At 71.1% G+C, this 18,895-nt stretch carries 21 protein-coding genes and 1 riboswitch; of the genes, 2 read left to right on the top strand and 19 right to left on the bottom strand.

The window, feature by feature from the left end:
• The first annotated feature begins 78 nt into the window (after nucleotides 1–78).
• Complete coding sequence (locus ABFD52_10475; GenBank protein ID MEN6561188.1) at nucleotides 79–501, top strand: peptide chain release factor-like protein; 423 nt, start codon at nucleotides 79–81, stop codon at nucleotides 499–501.
• 52 nt (nucleotides 502–553) lie between these two features.
• On the opposite strand, the gene ABFD52_10470 is transcribed toward ABFD52_10475, so the two are convergent.
• The 10 genes from ABFD52_10470 to ABFD52_10425 form a co-directional block, all read right to left on the bottom strand.
• Nucleotides 554–1,048 carry a MogA/MoaB family molybdenum cofactor biosynthesis protein gene (locus ABFD52_10470; protein ID MEN6561187.1) on the bottom strand — a complete coding sequence of 165 codons (495 nt, stop codon included), beginning with the start codon at nucleotides 1,046–1,048 and terminating at the stop codon, nucleotides 554–556.
• A 2-nt stretch (nucleotides 1,049–1,050) separates the two neighbouring features.
• Nucleotides 1,051–2,031, bottom strand: a complete 981-nt coding sequence (gene moaA / locus ABFD52_10465) for a GTP 3',8-cyclase MoaA (protein ID MEN6561186.1) — start codon at nucleotides 2,029–2,031, stop codon at nucleotides 1,051–1,053.
• Complete coding sequence (locus tag ABFD52_10460; GenBank protein MEN6561185.1) at nucleotides 2,018–2,497, bottom strand: MOSC domain-containing protein; 480 nt, start codon at nucleotides 2,495–2,497, stop codon at nucleotides 2,018–2,020. Before ABFD52_10460 ends, moaA begins: the two co-directional genes overlap by 14 nt.
• Nucleotides 2,494–2,967, bottom strand: a complete 474-nt coding sequence (gene moaC, locus ABFD52_10455; GenBank protein ID MEN6561184.1) for a cyclic pyranopterin monophosphate synthase MoaC — start codon at nucleotides 2,965–2,967, stop codon at nucleotides 2,494–2,496. Before moaC ends, ABFD52_10460 begins: the two co-directional genes overlap by 4 nt.
• Before the next feature lie 2 nt (nucleotides 2,968–2,969).
• Nucleotides 2,970–4,199, bottom strand: coding sequence for a gephyrin-like molybdotransferase Glp (glp, locus tag ABFD52_10450; protein ID MEN6561183.1), 1,230 nt, complete (start codon nucleotides 4,197–4,199; stop codon nucleotides 2,970–2,972).
• Nucleotides 4,196–5,263 (bottom strand): ATP-binding cassette domain-containing protein, encoded by a 1,068-nt coding sequence (locus ABFD52_10445; protein MEN6561182.1) that lies wholly within the window; start codon nucleotides 5,261–5,263, stop codon nucleotides 4,196–4,198. The genes glp and ABFD52_10445 overlap by 4 nt, the downstream gene beginning before the upstream one ends.
• Nucleotide 5,264: 1 nt before the next feature.
• On the bottom strand, nucleotides 5,265–5,918 hold the full coding sequence (locus ABFD52_10440) for an ABC transporter permease (GenBank protein MEN6561181.1): 654 nt from the start codon (nucleotides 5,916–5,918) through the stop codon (nucleotides 5,265–5,267).
• Nucleotides 5,915–6,829 carry a substrate-binding domain-containing protein gene (locus tag ABFD52_10435; GenBank protein ID MEN6561180.1) on the bottom strand — a complete coding sequence of 305 codons (915 nt, stop codon included), beginning with the start codon at nucleotides 6,827–6,829 and terminating at the stop codon, nucleotides 5,915–5,917. Before ABFD52_10435 ends, ABFD52_10440 begins: the two co-directional genes overlap by 4 nt.
• A riboswitch (molybdenum cofactor riboswitch) is annotated at nucleotides 6,819–6,940 on the bottom strand. (Overlaps the previous gene by 11 nt.)
• Before the next feature lie 40 nt (nucleotides 6,941–6,980).
• Nucleotides 6,981–7,961 (bottom strand): tRNA-dihydrouridine synthase, encoded by a 981-nt coding sequence (locus ABFD52_10430; GenBank protein ID MEN6561179.1) that lies wholly within the window; start codon nucleotides 7,959–7,961, stop codon nucleotides 6,981–6,983.
• Nucleotides 7,962–8,804, bottom strand: coding sequence for a hypothetical protein (locus ABFD52_10425; GenBank protein MEN6561178.1), 843 nt, complete (start codon nucleotides 8,802–8,804; stop codon nucleotides 7,962–7,964).
• 142 nt (nucleotides 8,805–8,946) lie between these two features.
• Between ABFD52_10425 and ABFD52_10420 the strand changes: the two genes are divergently transcribed.
• Nucleotides 8,947–10,128, top strand: a complete 1,182-nt coding sequence (locus ABFD52_10420) for a GEGP motif-containing diheme protein (protein MEN6561177.1) — start codon at nucleotides 8,947–8,949, stop codon at nucleotides 10,126–10,128.
• Here ABFD52_10420 and ABFD52_10415 read toward each other — a convergent pair.
• The 9 genes from ABFD52_10415 to ABFD52_10375 form a co-directional block, all read right to left on the bottom strand.
• A complete protein-coding gene (locus tag ABFD52_10415) occupies nucleotides 10,125–10,364 on the bottom strand; it encodes a M28 family peptidase (GenBank protein MEN6561176.1) in 240 nt (79 codons plus the stop codon). The genes ABFD52_10420 and ABFD52_10415 overlap by 4 nt on opposite strands.
• 10 nt (nucleotides 10,365–10,374) lie before the next feature.
• Entirely contained in the window at nucleotides 10,375–11,601 is a 1,227-nt protein-coding gene (locus ABFD52_10410) for a Zn-dependent hydrolase (GenBank protein ID MEN6561175.1), read from the bottom strand.
• 175 nt (nucleotides 11,602–11,776) lie between these two features.
• Nucleotides 11,777–12,487 carry a pyridoxine 5'-phosphate synthase gene (locus ABFD52_10405; GenBank protein ID MEN6561174.1) on the bottom strand — a complete coding sequence of 237 codons (711 nt, stop codon included), beginning with the start codon at nucleotides 12,485–12,487 and terminating at the stop codon, nucleotides 11,777–11,779.
• Nucleotide 12,488: 1 nt separating this feature from the next.
• Nucleotides 12,489–13,838, bottom strand: coding sequence for a phosphoglucosamine mutase (gene glmM / locus ABFD52_10400; protein MEN6561173.1), 1,350 nt, complete (start codon nucleotides 13,836–13,838; stop codon nucleotides 12,489–12,491).
• 4 nt (nucleotides 13,839–13,842) lie between these two features.
• Entirely contained in the window at nucleotides 13,843–14,550 is a 708-nt protein-coding gene (locus tag ABFD52_10395) for a CdaR family protein (protein MEN6561172.1), read from the bottom strand.
• Nucleotides 14,550–15,320, bottom strand: a complete 771-nt coding sequence (gene cdaA, locus ABFD52_10390) for a diadenylate cyclase CdaA (GenBank protein ID MEN6561171.1) — start codon at nucleotides 15,318–15,320, stop codon at nucleotides 14,550–14,552. Before cdaA ends, ABFD52_10395 begins: the two co-directional genes overlap by 1 nt.
• On the bottom strand, nucleotides 15,310–16,221 hold the full coding sequence (gene folP, locus ABFD52_10385; GenBank protein MEN6561170.1) for a dihydropteroate synthase: 912 nt from the start codon (nucleotides 16,219–16,221) through the stop codon (nucleotides 15,310–15,312). The genes cdaA and folP overlap by 11 nt, the downstream gene beginning before the upstream one ends.
• A 19-nt stretch (nucleotides 16,222–16,240) precedes the next feature.
• Entirely contained in the window at nucleotides 16,241–18,133 is a 1,893-nt protein-coding gene (gene ftsH, locus ABFD52_10380) for an ATP-dependent zinc metalloprotease FtsH (protein MEN6561169.1), read from the bottom strand.
• Between the two features lie 134 nt (nucleotides 18,134–18,267).
• Nucleotides 18,268–18,807 (bottom strand): D-lyxose/D-mannose family sugar isomerase, encoded by a 540-nt coding sequence (locus ABFD52_10375; protein MEN6561168.1) that lies wholly within the window; start codon nucleotides 18,805–18,807, stop codon nucleotides 18,268–18,270.
• Nucleotides 18,808–18,895 lie beyond the last annotated feature (88 nt).

The raw sequence follows: 18,895 nt of genomic DNA, 5'->3' as shown, positions 1-18,895 counted from the left end.
TATTCCAAGAAAAGCGGGAACGCAACGCTCCGAAGACTCCGCTTCCCGCCGGTCCCCGATTTGGGTTAGCATAGGGGCATGGCCACATTCGGCGTCGGACCCGAAAAAGAGCAGGCCCTGGCGGAGCGGATGGCCCGGCTCGGCATCCGCGAGGACGACCTGGTCGAAAAGTTCATCCGCTCGGGTGGCCACGGCGGCCAGAACGTCAACAAGGTCGCGACCTGCGTCTATCTCAAGCACCTGCCGACCGGCACCGAGGTCAAGTGCCAGCAGGAGCGCTCCCAGGCCCTCAACCGGTTCCTGGCCCGCCGCATCCTGGCCGACAAGATCGAGTCGGCTATCCTCGGGAAAGAGAGCGAAGAGGAGCAGCGGATCGCCAGGATCCGCCGCCAGAAGAGGAAGCGCTCCAAGCGGGCCAAGGAGAAGATGCTGGCCGACAAGCGCCGCGTCGCCGAGAAGAAGAAGGGCCGCGGCTTCAAGCCCGACCTGGCCGGCGACTGACGGCCTCCGCGCCCCCCCGCCAGCGGCGGGATATCCGCCAGCCTTCAGCGGCTCAGTGACGGCGCGTTGACCCGCACTCCGAGACCGCGCCCTTGAGGACGTCGATCCCGTGGGGCAGGGCCGGCAGGATCGCGGCCAGGCTTTCCCGCACGGCCTTCTCGCTCCCCGGCAGGTTGACGATGAGCGTCGAGCCGCGGATGCCGGCCGCCGCCCGGCTGAGCATGGCCGCCGGCGTCTTCTCCGCCCCGGCCCGGCGCATGGCTTCCGGCAGGCCCGGGGTTTCGCGCTCGATGACGGCCCTGGTGGCCTCGGGCGTCCGGTCGCGCGGGCTGAAGCCCGTGCCGCCGGTCGTCAAAACGAGGTCCAGGCCCTCGTCCGACCAGGCGACGAGCGCCGCCCGGATGTCGTCGGGCTCGTCGGCCACGATCTTCGTCCGGACGACCTGGCCGCCCGCGGCCTCGATCATCTCGCGGATGGCCGGGCCGCTCTTGTCCTCGCGCTCGCCCCGCGCGCCCTTGTCGCTCACGGTGAGAATGCCGACCTTCATCGTCAGCCTCCGATCCTGAACATGTCGCTCGACAGGCTCTCGATCGCGCCGCGCTCCCAAGTCGTCTTGGCCTCGAACGCCGCCCGGAACAGGGCCTCCAGCTCCGCCGGCCCGGCCTTGTCCCGGCGCAGGGCTTGCCGCAGGTCGAGGCCGCCGCGGTCGAACAGGCAGATCCTCAACCGGCCGTCCGGGCCGAGCCGCAGCCTCTCGCAGCCGCGGCAGAAAGGCTCGGAGATGGGGGTGATGAAGCCGAGCCGGGCCCGGACGCCGGGCCGGTCGAGCCGACAGACTTGCGCCACGCCGCCCCCGCCCGGGAGCTTTTCGAGCGGCCCGAAAGCCTCTTCGATCCGGGCCCGGACCTCCTCGCCCTTGACGAAGAGGGCCGGCCGCCAGGCGCCCAGCTCCTTGCAGTCGGAGGTCAGGCCGCTCGTCGGCATGAGCTCGATGAAGCGGAGCTCCAGGCCCTGCCGGTCCGCGAACCGGACGAAATCGGGGATCTCGTCGTCGTTGACGCCGCGGATGACGACCGTGTTGACCTTGACCGGGGCCAGGCCGGCCGCGCGGGCCGCCTCGATCCCGGCCAGGATGCGGTCGAGCCCTGTCCGCCGGGTGATGGCTTCGAACCGGTCCGGCCGGAGCGTGTCCAGGCTGACCGTGACCCGCCGCAGCCCGGCCTCCCGGAGCTCGCCGGCGTGCTCGGCCAGGCGCAGGCCGTTGGTCGTCAGCGCCAGGTCGTCGGGCCCGAGCCCGGCCAGCAGCCGGACCAGCGCCGCGAGGCCGCGCCGGGCCAGCGGCTCGCCCCCGGTCAGCCGGAAGCGCCGCACTCCCGCCGCCATGGCCGCCCGGGCGATGACCGCGATCTCTTCGTAGCTCAGCATGTCGCCCATGGGGACGAGCGGCACGCCTGCCTCCGGCATGCAGTAGACGCAGCGCAGGTCGCAGCGGTCCGTGACCGAGATGCGCAGGACCTTAGGCCCGCTCAATCGCGTCTCCCGCCCGGACGGCGCCGCCGCTCAGGACCTCGCAGAAGATGCCGCGGGCCGGCATGATGCAGTCGCCGACCAGTCGATATACGGCGCACCTGGCGTGGCAATCCTTGCCGATCTGGCTGACTCTCAGCCGGACCGTGCCGGCGACGACGAGCTCGTCGCCGACGCGGAGCGACGCGAGGTCGAGGCCGCGCGTCGTCAGGTTCTCGGCGAAGGCGCCCGGACCGATCTCGATCCCGGCCGCCCCGGCTCCGGCCAGCGCCTTCTGGGCCTCGATGTCCTCGATGGCCAGGAGCGAGACCTGGCGTCGCCCGAAATCCCGGTGGGCGTCGCCCTCGATGCCGCGCCCGGCCGTGATCTCCACGGACGCGACCGGACGCTTCATCTGCCCCTTCTTCGGGCTCGTGTTGACGGCGACGATCGTGCCCGACGTCCCCGCCCCGCCGGCGGCCGGGCTCATGTCCGTCTCCGGTAGACCCCGGTCTTGCCGCCGCTCTTGGAGTCGAGTCGCAGCCGGACGATCTCGGCCCCGCGCTCGACGGCCTTGACCATGTCGTAAACCGTCAGGGCGGCGACGGCGGCGCCGGTCAGGGCCTCCATCTCGGCGCCCGTTTTGGCCTCGAGCGAGACGCGGCAACGGACGCGCAGGCCGGTCTTCTCGAGGTCCAGCTCGACGGCGACGTTGTCGAGCGGCAGGGGATGGGTCAGGGGGATCAGCTCGGCGGTCCGCTTGGCCGCCTGGATGCCGGCCAGCCGGGCCGTGCTGAGGACGTCGCCCTTGGCCAGGCCGTTGGCCCGCACCAGCCGGAGCGTCTCCGGGCCGAGCTTGACGAAGGCCGAGGCCTCCGCCTCGCGCCGGGTGACGGGCTTCTCCCCGATATCCACCATCCGGGCCCGGCCCTTGCGGTCTAGGTGGCTGAGCTGGGCCATGGCTACCGTCCGTCCGTGTAGAGGATCTCGACCTCGCTGCCGGCCTCGAGCCGGGCCGCGTCGGCCGGGACGACGATTAGGACGCGGCCGTGGACCATGGACCGCAGCACGCCGCTGCGCTGGTCCTCGTAGGGCGTGACCTTGAGGACCGGGCCCCGGCCGGCCAGCCGGCCCCGCAGGAACTGCATCCGGCCGGGCTTGGCCGCGATGGCCGCGTCGAGGACGGCCGTCGCCCTCTCCGGCCCCGCCGCGGCGCGGCCGAGGAGGCGGTCGAGGGCCGGCCGGACGAAGAGCAGGAACGTCACCAGGGAGCTGGTCGGGTTGCCGGGCAGGCCGAAGACCAGCTGCCGGCCCCGGACGCCGAAGAAAACGGGCTTGCCCGGCTTGATTCGGACCTTCCAGAAGACGGGCTTGACGCCGGAGGCCTCGAGCTCGGCCTTGACCAGGTCGTAGTCGCCGACCGAGACGCCGCCCGACAGGACGACGACGTCGGCGCCCCTGGTCCGGGCCAGCCGGGCCGCGAGCGAGGCGTTGCGGTCGCGGGCGATGCCGAGGTAGGCCGCGTCGGCGCCGGCCTGCCGGGCCATGGCCGTCAGGGCCGGGCCGTTGGAGTTTCGTATCTGGCCCGCGCGCTTGCGCTCGCCGGGCTCGACGATCTCGTCGCCCGTGGCGATGACCGCCAGCCGGGGCTGCCGGACGACCGGCACGCGGGCCCGGCCGGCCGCGGCCAGCAGGCCGATCTCGGCCGGGCCGATGAGCGTCCCCCGGGCCAGCACGAGATCGCCTTTCCCCAGGTCCTCGCCGGCCAGGCCGACGTTGTCGCCGGGCTTGACCCCGCGCCGCACCTGGACCGTGAGGCCGGAGGCCTCGGTATCCTCGACCATGACGACGGCGTCGGCGCCGCGGGGCAGGGGCGCGCCGGTCATGATGCGCACGGCCTGGCCGGGGCCGACGATCCTGCGGGAGGTCCGGCCGGCCGGCAGGTCCTCGAGGACGTCGAGCGAGACGGCGCCCCGGGCCCCGGCCTCGGGCCCGCCCGCGGCCGGGCGCGTGTCCTCGGCCCGGACGGCGTAGCCGTCCATGGCCGCCTTGGTGAACGGCGGCACGGGCTCGGGGGCCCTGATGTCCCGGGCCAGGGTGCGGCCCAGGGCCGCGGCCAGAGGGACGGCCTCCGCCGGCAGGGATCTGGCCGCGGCGATGACCAGGGCGCGGGCATCGGCGTATTCGATCATTGGGGCTCCTGGGCCTCTCCGGGCCGTTCCCCGAAGACCCGGACGGAGGCCGGATCAAATGTTAGCAGAACGTCCCGGGAAAGAGAAATTCCGTCGCGCTCGATCTCGGCCAGGGGAACCGCTGCCCGGAAGACGGCCTCGCCGCTGATCCGGACCAGGGCCGTGGCGGCATCGGTCGTCTCCAGGCGGCTGACCCGGCCGCGGAAGACGTTGGGCGCCGCGGCGCCGCCGTCGCCCGCGGCGGTCACCCGGATCGCGGCCGGGTCGATGACGCAGGTGACCCGGCCCTGGGCCCGGCCGGCGAAGACGATCCGGAGGCCGGGCTTGATCTCGATCCAGCTCGTCCGGCCGTCGGTCGCGGCCGTGCCGCTGAAGCAGTTCTCGTGGCTGAACTCGACCCGCCGTCCTTCCGAGAGGTAGAGGATGCGGTCGGCCAGGCGCGAGGCCTGCGAGAAGTCGTGGGTCGAGAGAACGGCGGTCGTTCCCCAGGCCCGGCCGGCGTCGCGCAGGACGGCTTCCATGCGCAGGCCGAGCGAGGCGTCGAGGTTGGCCGTCGGCTCGTCGAGGAGGAGGGCCCGGGGCCGCAGGGCCAGGGCCCGGGCCAGGGCCACGCGCTGGGCCTGCCCGGCGCTGAGCCCGGAGACCGGCTTGCGCTCCCAGCCGTCGAGCTCGACGAGCGACAGGGCTTCGCTCCGCCGGGCGGCGGTTTCGGCCTCGGGGAGCCGGCGCAGGCGGAGGCCGAAGGCGACGTTGTCGGCGACCGTGCCCTTGAAGAGATAAGGATGATGGCTCACCAGGACCGCGTCGCGGCGGGCCGCGCCGGCGCCGTCGGACGCCGCCCAGGGCGCCAGCCCCCGGAACTCGAGCCGGCCGCGGGCCGGCCGGACGAGGAAAGCCAGGAGCAGCAGCAGCGTCGTCTTGCCGGCGCCGTTCGGGCCGACCAGGGCCAGTATCTCGCCCTCGGGGATCTCGAGGCGGTCGATCTCCAACGAGAACGCCGCGCGTCCGGGCCCGGACGGGTAGGCGTAGGCGACGTCCTCAAGCCGGTAAACGGGTCCGCCCATCTCAGGACTCCCCGTCGCGCCCGCGCAGGCCCGCCTGGACGAGGACGTTGATGCCCAGGGTGATGACCAGGAGCAGGGCGCCGAGGATGACGCCGTTGCGGAACTCGCCCTTGGCCGTCTCGAGGGCGATCGAGGTCGTGATGTTGCGGGTGGCGCCGCGGATGTTGCCGCCCAGCATCATGGCGATGCCGACCTCGGAGACGGCCCGGGCGAAGCCGGCCAGGACGGCCACGAGAAGCGGGAAGCGGGCCTCGCGGAGGACGATCCAGCCGGCCTGGCGGCCGCTGGCGCCGAGGGTCAGCGCGGTCTGGCGGGCCCGGCGATCGACCTGCCGCAGGGCGGTGTACGAGAATCCGGTGACGAGCGGCAGGACGAGGAAGATCTGGCCGACGGTCATGGCCGTTTGCGTGTAGAGAAGGCCGAGCCCGCCCAGGGGCCCGCTGCGGCTGAGCAGCGAATAGAAGAGCAGGCCGATGACGACCGTGGGGGCGGCCATCCAGGTCTGGTTGACGACGAGGACGAGCTTCTTGCCGCGGAAATCGCGGCCGGCCAGGAAGAGCGCGAACGGCACGGCGAGGGCGCTGGCTATCAGGGCGGCCAGCCCGCTCGTCTTGAGCGAGATCCAGATCGCCAGGGCCAGCTCGCGGACGATCATTTGACCAGGTCCACCCCGGCGACGCCGGCCAGCGGCTCGAACAGCGGGCGGCCGGCCCGGCCCCGGAACTCGCCGATGATCTTCTGGCCGCGGGGCGAGGTCAGGAAGGCGATGAAGGCCATGGCTTCGCCGTAACGGGCCGCCGGGACGCGGACCGGATCGACGGCGATCACGGCGTAGATGTTCTCGAGCTCGGGGGCGTCCCCGAAGACGAGGCGGAGCCCTTCGAGGCCCTTCGAGGCGTAGAAGGTCGCGCTGTCGGTCAGGGTGTAGGCCCGCCGCTCGGCGGCGACGCGGAGGGTCTCGGCCATGCCCTGGCCCGTCTCGAGATAGCCCGCGCCGGGCTGGCCGCCGGCCAGGGCCCAGAGCTCGAGCTCCCGGGCGTGCGTCCCGGACTTGTCGCCGCGGCTGACGAAGGCGGCGCCCTTCGCCCGGATGCGGCCGAGGGCCTCGGCGACGGAGGGGGCGCCGGCGACGCCGGCCGGGTCGCCGGGCGGGCCGACGAGCATGAAGTAGTTCCGGGCGAAGACCCGGCGGTTGACCCCGAAGCCGTCGCGGAGGAATTCATCCTCGAGCTTGCGGGCGTGGACGATGACGACGTCGGCGTTGCCGTCGCGGGCCTGCTTGAGGGCCGCGCCCGTGCCCACGGCGATCCATCTGAGCGCTATGCCCGAATCCCGCTTGAAGGCGTCGGCCAGGACGTCGAGAAGCCCGGTGGCGTCGACGCTCGTCGTCGTGGCCAGCATCAAAGCCCGCGCGGGCTGACGGGGCTGATCCCGAGGGGGGCCGTTCGTCTCGGCGAGAGGCGCGATCCCGGGGCCGGCGGCCGCGGCGGCGGCGAGCAGCCATCCCCCGGCGACGCAGGCCAGGACGCACCCGGACAGGCGGTGGAACTTGAGCGAGCGGCGCACGTTGTCTCCTTTTCGCGGGCGGAAGGAGAGGCCGTTTCCCGCCCCTCCCTGTCGGCCGAAGGGCCTGGCCTGACCGGCTGTAGCGCCTTCGGCTCGGAGCACCGATGTGATAGCACAACCGGGGCGGGCTGTAAAGAAGCCAGGGGGGCGATCAGCCGCCGCGGTAGAACGCGTCGATGACGGCCCGCCAGTGGGCCTCGGTCCGCGCCGGGACCAGGGCGTTGCGGAGCTCGGTCCGGCGGGGGTGCATCTTGGCGTACTGGAGGCTGAAGTGGCGCAGGATCTTGAGGCCGCGCTGCGGGTCGTAGGCCTCGCAGGCGAGCCGGTAGTGCCGGTAGATCACCTCGCGCTGCTCGGCGAGGGCCGGGCGCCGGGCCTCCCGTCCGGCGGCCAGATCTCGGGCCTGGGCGAAGAACCAGGGGTTGCCTATGGCCCCGCGGGCGGCCAGGACGCCGTCGATGCCCGTCTCGGCGATCAGGCGAAGGGCCTCCGCCGGGGAGGTCACGTCGCCCGAGCCGAGGACGATCCGGTCCGGGAAGGCGCGCTTGACCTCGGCCAGGAAGCCCCAGTCGGCGCGGCCGGTGTATTTCTGCTCGACGCTCCGGGCGTGGACGGCGATGGCCGCCGCGCCCGCCTCGAAAGCGCCGCGGGCGATCGTCCAGAAGGCCTCGCGGGAGGCGTCGGCGCTGCGGAACGAGCTGCGCAGCTTGAGCGTCACGGGGCGGCCCGGCACCGCCGCAATGACGGCCCGGACCGTCGCCAGGGCCCGGCCGGGATCATTCATGAGCGCCCCGCCGCGCTTGTGGGCCACGACCTTGCGGACGGGGCAGGCGAAGTTGAGATCGACGATGTCGAAGCCCATCCGGTCGAGGGCGGCGGCGGCCTCGGCCATGGTCTCCGGCTCGACGCCCATGATCTGGCCGGCGACGGGGTGGTCGGCCGGGTCGAGCCGGACCAGGCGCTTGCGCATCTTGCCTTCGAGCAGGACTTGCCGATCGAGCATGGCCTCGGTCAGGCAGTAGGGCGCGCCGAGGGAGCGGCAGATCAGCCGGTAGGGCAGGTCGCTGTAGCCGGCCAAGGCGCCGAGGCCGACCTCGAAATCGACAGGGACCGCTCCGATCCGGAGGGGCATCTACCGGGCGTCCGCCAGCCGAACGTCGATGTCGAGCTTGTACTTCTTCGTCGTCTCGGAGGGGCGGGACATCGAGTCGAAGGAATCCAGGAACTCCTGGCCCCACGTGCGCCCGGTGCCGGACATGTAGCCGCTTCTGGAATCGGGGGATTCCCGGCTGGACCGGGTGGACAGGTTGGTTTCGATCCGGCCGCCCCACTCGAGCGTCACGCGGACCGCCGCGCCGGGCTTGCCGTCGATGGCCCCGGGCACGAGAGCGGGCGAGGCCAGGGGCACGCGGTACTCGTAGATCGCGCCGTCCCCGGACGAGGCGAAATCCGGGGGATTTGTCCCCGGCTGGCGGCGAAGCGGCCCGTACGAGCTGCCCTTGGCCTCGACGGCGAAGGCCACATGGACGGGGTGCCGGGGGGTCCTGCGCAGCTCGGCCTTCTCGGCCTCGGTCATGACCGCGCCCTGGCTCTCGCGCCAGAAGATGAGGCCGTCGGGCGTGATCTGCCGGGTCTGGAGGCGGACCCCCCTGGCCGGCTTCCGGCCGCCGGCCGGGCGGCCGAGGATGGTCAAGCCCGTGGCCTCGATGGCCCTCATGGCCTCGGGGGTCCGGGCGACCAGCAGGATGTAGAGATCGCGGCCGTCGTTCTGGAAAGCCGCCTCGATTCCGGACTTGGCGTCGACGAAACGGTCGGCCGCCGTCCATTCGTCCATCCTGCCGTCCAGGGACAGAGGCGCCGCGGCCCGCGAGCTCGAGACGGCCGGGACGGCGCCTGCCCCGGCGGCGGCCGCGATGGCCGCCAGGCCGAAGAGAAGCGCGAACCGGACGGGAACGGCTCGGGATCTCTGGCTCATGGGGGATTTCATGCTCCCTCACAATATTTTACCACAACGGCGCCGTTGCCGGATATGGCCGGCGCGGCCAGGCCGGCCCGATCTCCTCCCGCTATTGCCCGCGGCGGCCGGTTCGGCTAAGATTGCCCTTTCCGGAGGACACATGAGCATCAGCGCCAGATCGATCGGGATCATGGTATTGACGGCGGCGGTCGCGGGATCGGCCGTCTGGCTCCTCGGCGCCGGCGGCGGCCAGGAGGCCGTGAGATCGCGGGCCTACGCCGGCCACGAGAAAGACGCCGACATGCAGGGCTTCATCACGCGGTATCCCGCGGCGGCCGGGACGCGCCTGGACGATTGCCAGACCTGTCACAGGGGCGGCATCAAGGGGACCGACACGGAGCGGGAGTACAGCCCCTGCAGCTACTGCCATCTCCTCGTCTACCCGAATCCGCGGTACCGGACCGGCGTCCCCGGGACGGCAGCCGACACCCTCAACGCGTACGGGGCGGCCTACGAGAAGGCGGGCCGTAACCCGGGCGCGTTCGCGGCCATCGCCGGCCAGGACTCCGACGGCGACGGCTCGCCCAACGGCGCCGAGATCGCCGACCTGCGCCTTCCCGGCGACGCCGCCAGCCGGCCCGGCCTGCCCCAGGCCGGGACGATCGTTTTCGGCTGGGACGAGATCCACAAGCTCCCCCGGCACAGCGAGTTCCTGCTGATGAACACGACCAAGGAGCCCACCGACGATTACGTGACCTTCACGGGCGTCCGGATCATCGACCTGCTCTCGGCCGCCAAGGTCTTCCTGACCGGCGTCACCGGCATCACCGTCTTCGCCCCGGACGGCTACAGCGTCGATTACAGCCTCGAGGACATCCGGGAGCCCTTCCCTCGCGGCCGCTTCTGCGCCGGCCCGGGCTCGCTCCAAGGCGCAGGGGCGGCCTTCGTCAAGTATCCTCCGGAGCTGCCGGACGGGGTCCGGGACGGGCGGAAGATCCACGGCCAGCCCTGGCTGATGCTGGCCTTCGAGCGGAACGGCCGGCCCCTCGATCCCTCGACCTACGAGAAGGGCAGCGGCCGGCTCGCGGGCGAAGGCCCGTACCGGCTGATCAGGCCCCAGCGGCAGCCGGGCCGGCCCGACCGGTCGCAGAAGGACAAGACTTACGGCGACGGCTGGGATTTCGGGCCCATGATGGACCACAACGCGGGCGCCTGCGTCCGCGGCGCCTGCGTCATCAGGGTCAACCCCATGCCCGCGGGCACCGAGGAGTACGACTGGAAGAACGGCTGGCCGCTCATCGGAGACCGGACGATCGTCATCTACGGCGACGGCATCCGCTAGAACGCGGCCGGCTTGAGCTGGCGGAGGAGCCACAGGAAATCCGCCCCGAGCGAGGCCATGTCGCCGACGTCGCCGTTGCCGACCATGTCGAGGTTGATGTTGGCGATGGTCTTCTCCATCGGGAAGACGGGCTTCCGGCCGTAATAGGCGGACCTCCACAGGCCCTCTTCCTCGCCGTCCCAGAGGGCGAAGACGATGGTCCGCTTGGGCCGGGCCCTCGAGAAGGCCGGGATCATCCGCTTCTGATCACCGCGCGAGCCGCAGGATCGCCGCCAGGAGCAGGTTGGCGCCCTTCTCCAGGTCGCCCCAGTCGACCCGCTCCTCCGGCGTGTGGCTGGCGCCGTCGGGCGAGGGGATGAAGATCATCCCGGCGTCGCATCCGGAAGCGATGATCTGGGCGTCGTGGCCGGCGCCGCTCGTTACCCGCATCGACGGGTAGCCGAGCGACCGGCACTCCGCCTCGATCGCGGCGGCGATCCGGGGGGCGACCGCGACGGGGGCCGTCCGGTCGACGATCTTGGAGAGGAAGGTCAGCCCACGGGTCGCGGCGATGTCCTCGGCCAGGGCGAAAACGTCCCGTTCGATCGCGGCCAGGGTCTCGGGCGAGGCGCTGCGGAATTCGAGCGTGAAGTCGGCCCGGCCGGGGATGACGCTGAACAGGCCGGGATGAAGGACCGCCCGGCCGACCGTCAGCACGCTGCCGTAATATCGCGTGGCCACCAGCTGGGTCGCCCGGAGGGCGAGATCGGCCAGCCCGAGGAAGGCGTCGTGACGCAGCTCGAGCGGCGTCGTCCCGGCGTGGCCCGATTCGCCGACGTAGGCGCATCGCCGGTAGTGCTTGCCGGCGATCCGCTCGACGATCCCGATCGGCACCCCTTCGTCCTCGAGGACGGGCCCCTGCTCGATGTGCAGCTCGAGGTAGGCCTCGAGCTCCGGCCTGTCCCGATGGGCGCCGAGGATGCCCTCGGCCGTGAAGCCGGCCTTCTTCAGGACCTCGGCAAAGGGCAGGCCGAAGGACGTCCGGCCGCCCCGGACCTCGTTCTCGTCGAGGAGGCCCATGAAGGCCCGGCTGCCCAGGAAATCCCCGACCAGGTTGCCTTCCTCGTCGGTGAAGGACGCCACCTCGAGCGATCTGGCCAGCGCGGCCTTCTCCTCGATGATGCGCCGGGCCGCCTCGAGGGCCGCCAGCACGCCGGCCGCGCCGTCGAACATGCCGCCGCTCGGCACCGTGTCGATGTGCGAGCCGGCCATGACGGTCTTCCCGCCGCATTCGAGGCGGCCGAACTGGTTGCCGGCGCCGTCCTGGCGATAGCCGAGGCCGGCCTCCTCGATCTTTTTCCGAAGCCAGGCCCGGGCCTCGAGGTCGGCCGCGCTGAACGACGGCCGGGTGATCCCGCCGCGGTCGTCCCGGCCGATGCGGCCGAGCTCCTCGAGGTCGCGCTTAAGGCGTTCGATGTTGATGCGGATGTCCATGTCATCCCCCAAAACAAGAAAATCGGCGACACGATGCCATGTCCCTCTTTCCTTACAGCCCTGAGGCACGTCACATCGTGCCCAATCGAAAGGGGGACATGATTCCATGTCCCCCTTTCGTCCGGCGCTATCGGCGCTTCTCACTAAATGAGGGACATGGTATCGTGTCCCCGATTTATCCCAACAACGCCAGCATATCGAGCACGGCCCGCTCGATGCCGACCACGGCCGCCCGGGCCACGATAGCGAAGCCGATGCTGAGCTCGGCGATCTCGGGCAGGGCGACGATGGGCCCGACGTTCCGGTAGTCGAGGCCGTGCCCGCCGTGGACCTCGAGGCCGATCCCTTGTCCGTAGGCCGCTGCCTCCCGGACGGCCGCGAGCGCCCGGTCCCGTTCCGGCCCTTCCTTCAGGTCGGCGTACTTGCCGGTATTGATCTCGACGAGGTCGGCGCCGATCTCCCGGGCCGCCTTGATCTCGTCGAGCGACGTGTCGATGAAGATGCTCGTCCGGATGCCCGCCTTCCGCAGCGCCTCGACGTGGGGCCCGAGGGCCTTCCGGTTGGCGACGACCTTCAGGCCGCCCTCGGTCGTCAGCTCCTCCGGCCGCTCCGGCACGAGCGAGACGACGTCGGGCCGGACGTCGAGGGCGACGGCTTTCATCTCTTCCGTCGCGGCCATCTCGACGTTGAGCCTGGTCTTGACGACCTCGCGGAGCACCCGCAGGTCCCGCTCCTTGATGTGCCGCCGGTCATGACGGATGTGGCAGACGATGCCGTGGGCCCCGGCCTGCTCGGCCAGCAGTGCGGCCAGCGCCGGCTCGGGCTCGGCGGCCCGGCGGGCCTCCCGCAGCGTCGCGAAGTGGTCGATGTTGACTGCGAGTCTCATGTCATTCCTCCCCGATGTGCTTGCGGACCGCCTCGGCGACCAGCGTGGCGCAGGACTCGACCGTGGCCCGGTCGCGGGCCTCGACCATGATCCGGGCCAGCGGCTCGGTCCCCGAGTAGCGCAGGTCGATGCGGCCGTCGCGGCCGACGTGCCGGCGGACGACCTCGACCGCGGCCAGGACCTCCGGCAGCTCCGCGAAGTCGGGCTTCCGCCGGACCCTGACGTTGACCAGCGTCTGCGGGTACTCCTCCAGGCCCTCGACGAGCGCGGCCATCGGTCCGCCGCGCCCGGCCAGGACCTCGAGCATGCGCAGCGAGGTCAGGATCCCGTCCCCCGTGGGCAGGTCATCGAGGAAGATCGTATGGCCGGACTGCTCCCCGCCGAGGTTCGCGCCGCGGGCGACCATCTCCTCGTGGACGTACTTGTCGCCGACCTTGGTCCGCACCAGGCCGAGGCCGCGGGCCTCGAGGGCCCGCTCGAGGCCCATGTTGCTCATCGTCGTGGCCACGACGTCGCTCGTCCGCAGCCGCCCCGCGTCCTTCATGTGCAGGGCCTGGACGAAGAGCGTGTGATCGCCGTTGAGCAGGCGGCCGGTCCCGTCAACCCAGACGGCCCGGTCCGCGTCCCCGTCGAAGGCGATGCCCAGGGCCGCGCCCTCCTCCCGGACCCGGGCCGCCAGGGCCTCGGGATGGAGCGAGCCGCAGCCGGCGTTGATGTTCCGGCCGTCCGGCGCGGCGTTGATGGCCTCGACCTCGAAGCCCAAGCCCCGGAGGATCCGCGGCGCCAGGACGAAGGAGGCCCCGTTGGCGCAATCGACGACGACCTTCAGGCCCGCCGCGGCCGCGGCTCCCGGCCGGACGCGCCCGGCCAGGTAGGCGGCGTAATCGCCGGCCAGCTTGCCGTTCACATCGACGTCCGCTTCGTGCCCGGTGAGCCGGCCGCGGCCTTCGAGGACGGCCGTTTCGATCTCGAGCTCCCACTCGTCCGGGATCTTGACCCCGAGGGGAGAGAAGACCTTGATGCCGTTGTCCGCGAAGGGATTGTGCGAAGCCGAGATGACCGCGCCGGCCGCGAAGCCGTGCGTTTTCGTCAGGTAGGAGACGGCCGAGGTCGGGATGACGCCCGCCGAAACGGCCTCGCCGCCGGCGGCGCGGACGCCCCGGGCCAGGGCCCGCTCCATCCACGGGCCCGATTCCCGGGTGTCCCGGCCGATGAGGATGCCCGCGCCGAGCCCCTTGGCATCGAGCAGTTCCACCAGGGCCTGCCCCAGCCGCGCGATGGTCGGCGGGTCGAGCGGGAAGCGCCCCGCGATCCCCCTGACCCCGTCAGTCCCGAAGAGCTTCTTTTTCACGGGATCAGGGTCCCTTCTTTGTCCTGGCCCCCGGCCGGGCGGCCGGCTTGTCGGGCTCGATGCGGACCGTGACCCGGGCGTCCGTCTGGGCGTCCGCGAACCGGAGCTCGGGCCGGGGCAGGATGATGTCGGCGTCGAAGACCGTGGACTCGGACAGGCCCGAGATGTCGACGGGCGCCGTCGCCGCCGCCCCGGCGGTCTTGATCCGGCTCTCCGGCCCCTGGACGGCGACGCCCGAGGGATCGACCTCGAGCCCGACGACGTGGAAGCCGGGAGCGGTCTTGCCGCGGATGGTGGCCCGGACCTCGAGCGTCGCTTCGGCCGTGCGCTCGAGCTTGATCGTCACCTTGGAGGGCGAGACCTTGACCACGTCCGCGCCCGGCGGCACGGCGACCATCGAGGCCTTCAGCGGGTACTCCTGCTGCAGCACGGTGGCCCGGTCGAGGTCGAGCCGGGCCACGAGGGCCGAGGGCCCGATCTCGTCGAGCAGGCGATTGGGGGCCCGGAGCGTGATGTCGACCGTGGCCGGCGGCCGGGCGACGATCTCCAGGCCCGCGGGGACGTTGCGGGTCTCGAGCGGGATGGTCAGGGACTTCTCCGAGGAGACCTTCTCGTACGGGACGAGGAATAGCCAGACGACGAGGGCCAGGACGAGCGAGACGAGCTTCAGCGGCCAATCCCGGAAGAACGAGCGGGCCATCTGATGTCGCATCAGTTCCTCAGATAACCGAGCAGGCGCTTCTGCATGGCGTCGTTGTCGTCGAACCGCTCGAGCTGGCCCTTGATGGCCAGGGAGACGGTCCCCGTCTCCTCGGAGATGACGATGACCGCGGCGTCGGTCTCGCCGGACAGTCCGATCGCGGCCAGGTGCCGGGTCCGGGTCTGGAACGGGCTCCTCAGCCGGTGGGCGGCCGGCAGCGGCAGGAGGCAGGCGGCCGCGACGATCCGGTCGCCCTTGACGATGGCCGCCCCGTCGTGGAGGGGCGAGTGGGGGAAGAAGATCGAGACCAGCAGGTTCTTGGACAGGACGGCGTCGACCTCCGCGCCGCGGTCGGCGTAGGTCGACAGCGAGATCTCCTTCTCGATGGCGATCAGGGCCCCGATCCTCTTCTGGGACAGGAAGTCGATGGCCTGGAAGAGGTCCTCGATCTTCTCCTGGAACGAGCGCAGGGCCAGGGGCTTGCGGAAGGTCCGCGAGCCGATCTCCGTCAGGAAGCGGCGGATCTCGGCCTGGAAGAGGACGATGATGCCGATGATAAGGTAGTTGACGAAGGACCGGATGATGCGGTTGGAGACTCCGAGATGGCCCCACATGGTCAGGAGGTAGATGGCGCCGATCAGGGCCAGCCCGGCCGCGGCCTGGTAGGCCTTGGTGTCGCGGATGAGCAGGAGGACGTAATAGATCATGAAGCCGATGAGCAGGATGTCGAGAACGTCGAGGAAAGTGACGTGGCGGAGGAGCGTCCAGGCCTCAGCGAACATGGCCGGCCCCTCCCCCCGGCGCCGCCGGATCGCCGGGGCCGCCGTTCCCGCCGCCAAGGTTCAGGACGGCCTCGGTCGAGCGCACGGCCCGGGCCACCGCCCCGACGTCGTGGACGCGGAGGATGTGGGCGCCGCGCTCGACCGACAGGACCGCCGCGGCGATCGTGCCCTCCAGGCGCCCGGCCGGGGGCCGGTCGAGGATGGCGCCCAGGAAGGCCTTGCGCGAAAAACCCAGGAGCAGCGGCCGGCCGAGCTCGAGGAACTCGCCCTGGCGCCGCAGGAGCTCGAGGTTGTGCTCGACGGTCTTGCCGAAGCCGATGCCCGGGTCGACGATCAGCTGCTCCCGGGGGATGCCCGCGGCCTCGGCGGCCCGGAGCCGCTCGGCCAGGAAGCCGCGGACCTCGCCGACGAGGTCGTCGTAGCGGGGAGCGTCCTGCATGGTCAGCGGCAGCCCCTGCATGTGCATCAGGACTGCGGCGGCGCCGGCCCGGGCCACCACGCCGGCCATGTCCGGGTCGGCGCGGAAGGCGCTGGTGTCGTTGACGATGTCGGCCCCGGCGTCGAGGGCGGCCCGGGCCACGGCGGCCTTGGTCGTGTCGATGGAGATGAACGATGCCGTTTTTTTCCGCAGAGCCCGGATGACGGGCAGGACGCGGCCGATCTCCTCGGCTTCGGGGACCGGCCGCGAGCCGGGCCGGGTGCTCTCGCCGCCGACGTCGATGATGTCCGCCCCCTCGAAGGCCAGCTCCAGGCCGTGGCCGACGGCCCGGTCCGGATCGAGATACCGGCCGCCGTCGGAGAACGAGTCCGGCGTGACGTTGAGGACCCCCATGAGCCAGACGTGCGGGCCGAGGTCGAACCGCTGCCCCCGGATCCTCAGGGGGAGCGTGGCTCGGCTCATGGTCTCCGCCGGCCTTCCCTCAGCTTTTTTCCGGGGCTTCGCCGGCCGGAGCGGCGGGCGCAGCCAGGGCTGACGGCGCGGGGGCCGCAGGGGCGGCCGGGCCGGCCGGGGCCGCCTTCTTGCCGTCGATGACGGCGTTGATCTCCTCGGAGCCGATGGCCTCCTTCTCGAGAAGCAGCTCGGCGATCCGGACGAGATCCTCCCGGTGGGCTTCGAGCAGCTCCCGGGTGCGGTTGACGCAGCGCATGATGATCTTCTTGACCTCGTCGTCGATCCGCTCGGAGGTCTTCTCGCTGAAGTTCTTGTTCACGGCCAGGTCGCGGCCGAGGAAGATGAGGTCGTCGCGCTCGCCGAAGGTCAGCGGTCCGAGGTCGGACATGCCCCACTGGCAGACCATCTTGCGGGCGATCTCGGTGGCCTTTTCGAAGTCGTTGGCCGCGCCGGTCGTCGTCTTGTTGAGGAACATGTTCTCGGCGATGCGGCCGGCCATGAGCACGGACAGCTGCGCCTCGAGGTATTCCTTGGTATAGGTATAGCGGTCGTCGAGGGGCAGCTGCTGGGTCAGGCCCAGGGCCAGGCCTCTGGGGATGATGCTGACCTTGTGGATGGGATCGGCCTCGGGGATGAGCGCGGCGGTAAGGGCGTGGCCGGCCTCGTGGAAGGCCGTGTTCTTCTTCTCCTCGTCGCTGATGATCATGCTCTTGCGCTCGACGCCCATGAGGACCTTGTCCTTGGCCGATTCGAGGTCCTTCATCGTGACCTTGTCCTGGCCCTGGCGAGCCCCGAGGAGGGCGGCCTCGTTGACCATGTTGGCCAGGTCGGCCCCGCTGAAGCCCGGGGTCGAGCGGGCCAGGACCTTGAGGTCGGCGTCGGGGTCCAGGGGGACCTTGCGGACGTGGACCTTGAGGATCTCCTCGCGGCCCTTGACGTCGGGCATGTTGACGATGATCTGGCGGTCGAAGCGCCCGGGCCGGAGGAGGGCGCTGTCGAGGATGTCGGGGCGGTTGGTGGCGGCGATGAGGATGATGCCCTCGTTGGAGTCGAAGCCGTCCATCTCGACGAGGAGCTGGTTGAGCGTCTGCTCGCGCTCGTCGTGGCCGCCGCCGAGGCCGGCCCCGCGCTGGCGGCCGACGGCGTCGATCTCGTCGATGAAGATGAGGCAGGGGGCGTGCTTCTTGCCCTGGTCGAAGAGGTCGCGGACGCGCGAGGCGCCGACGCCGACGAACATCTCGACGAAGTCCGAGCCGCTGATCGAGAAGAAGGGCACGTCGGCCTCTCCGGCCACGGCCCGGGCCAGAAGGGTCTTGCCCGTGCCGGGCGCGCCGACCAGGAGGACGCCCTTGGGGATGCGGCCGCCGAGGCGCTGGAACTTGCGGGGCTCCTTGAGGAAGTCGATGATCTCGCCGAGCTCGTATTCGGCCTCCTCGACGCCGGCGACGTCCTTGAACGTCACCTTCTTCTGCTGGCCGGAGAAGAGCTTGGCCCGGCTCTTGCCGAAGGCCATGGCCTTGTTGCCGCCCGACTGCATCTGGCGCATGAAGAAGATCCAGAAGACGATGAGCAAGAGGAGCGGGAACCAGCTCATGAGGATGGTGAAGACCGGGCTGCGGGAGGTGTCCTTGACGACGATATTGACCTTGTTGTCGCGGAGGATCCTGATGAGGTCGTTGTAGCCGGCGGGCAGGACCGTCTTGAAGGTCTGGCCGTCGGTGAACTTGCCGCGGAGCTGGTTGTCCTGGATCGTCACTTCCTCGACCTTCCCCTGTTCGGCCTCGGACATGAACTGGGAGAAGGTGACCTCCTTTTTGGCCATGGCCGGGGACTGGAGCAGGCTCCAGGCGAGAATGAGGATGATCCCGGCCGAGATCCAGAAAAGCAGGCTGCGCATCGGTCTATTGGTCGTCTTAGGCATAACTCTGCGTCCTTTTGAGCCCTTATTTTAGCACGATTCCCGCCGCCGCGGTAGGGGGCGCGTCCCGGCCGCGGCCGAAGCCACGTTGGAGCGAAACTCGGTCCGGCTCCCGGCCGCCCGCGCTGACGCCGGGCTCAGGACGAAGCGACCCGGCGGATCCGCGGATCGGAAAAGACGTCGTTCGCGTCCGTGCTCGTCGACGAGAACTCCGAGACCACGGCCCCCTTGTCGCCGGCCTGGAGCCAATGGAGGGAGTTCGGCGGCAGGGTGTACTGGTCGCCGGGCCGCAGCACGATCTCGCGCCAGACGGTCAGGAACGGCTTGTATTTCCGCGGCACGCGGGCCTTCGGCCGGGGCGTGCGCTCGCCGGCGACATAGAGATAGACCTCCCCGTGGCGGCAGCGGAAGGTCTCTTTCTTTCCCAGGTTCCGGCCGTTGACGCGCGGGTGGCGGTGCTCCGGGCAGATCTGGCGGGGGAGGAGGATGAGCTCCTTGGCGCAGTAGCGGTCGTTGTTCTCGTAAACGATGACCTCGAGCCCGACGCGCTTGATGTCGCCGAGGCCGAGGTCGGCGACCTCCATGGCCTCGAGTTCGTCGCGGGTGACGACGACGCGGGCCTTGCGCAGCAGGGCCGCGGCCGCGGCCCGAACCTGGGCGGTGTCTTTGGCTTTCATGGGCCCCTCCGCGGCGATTATAACCCAAATGGAGGCGCTTTCGCATAACGAAGGGCCGTCCTGCCGCCGACGCTTCCTGGGGTCCGCG

The organism is Acidobacteriota bacterium, from assembly GCA_039683095.1.
In the GTDB taxonomy this organism is placed as follows: domain Bacteria; phylum Acidobacteriota; class Aminicenantia; order Aminicenantales; family Saccharicenantaceae; genus RBG-16-66-30.
This window is presented reverse-complemented; position numbering and strand designations above follow the sequence as displayed.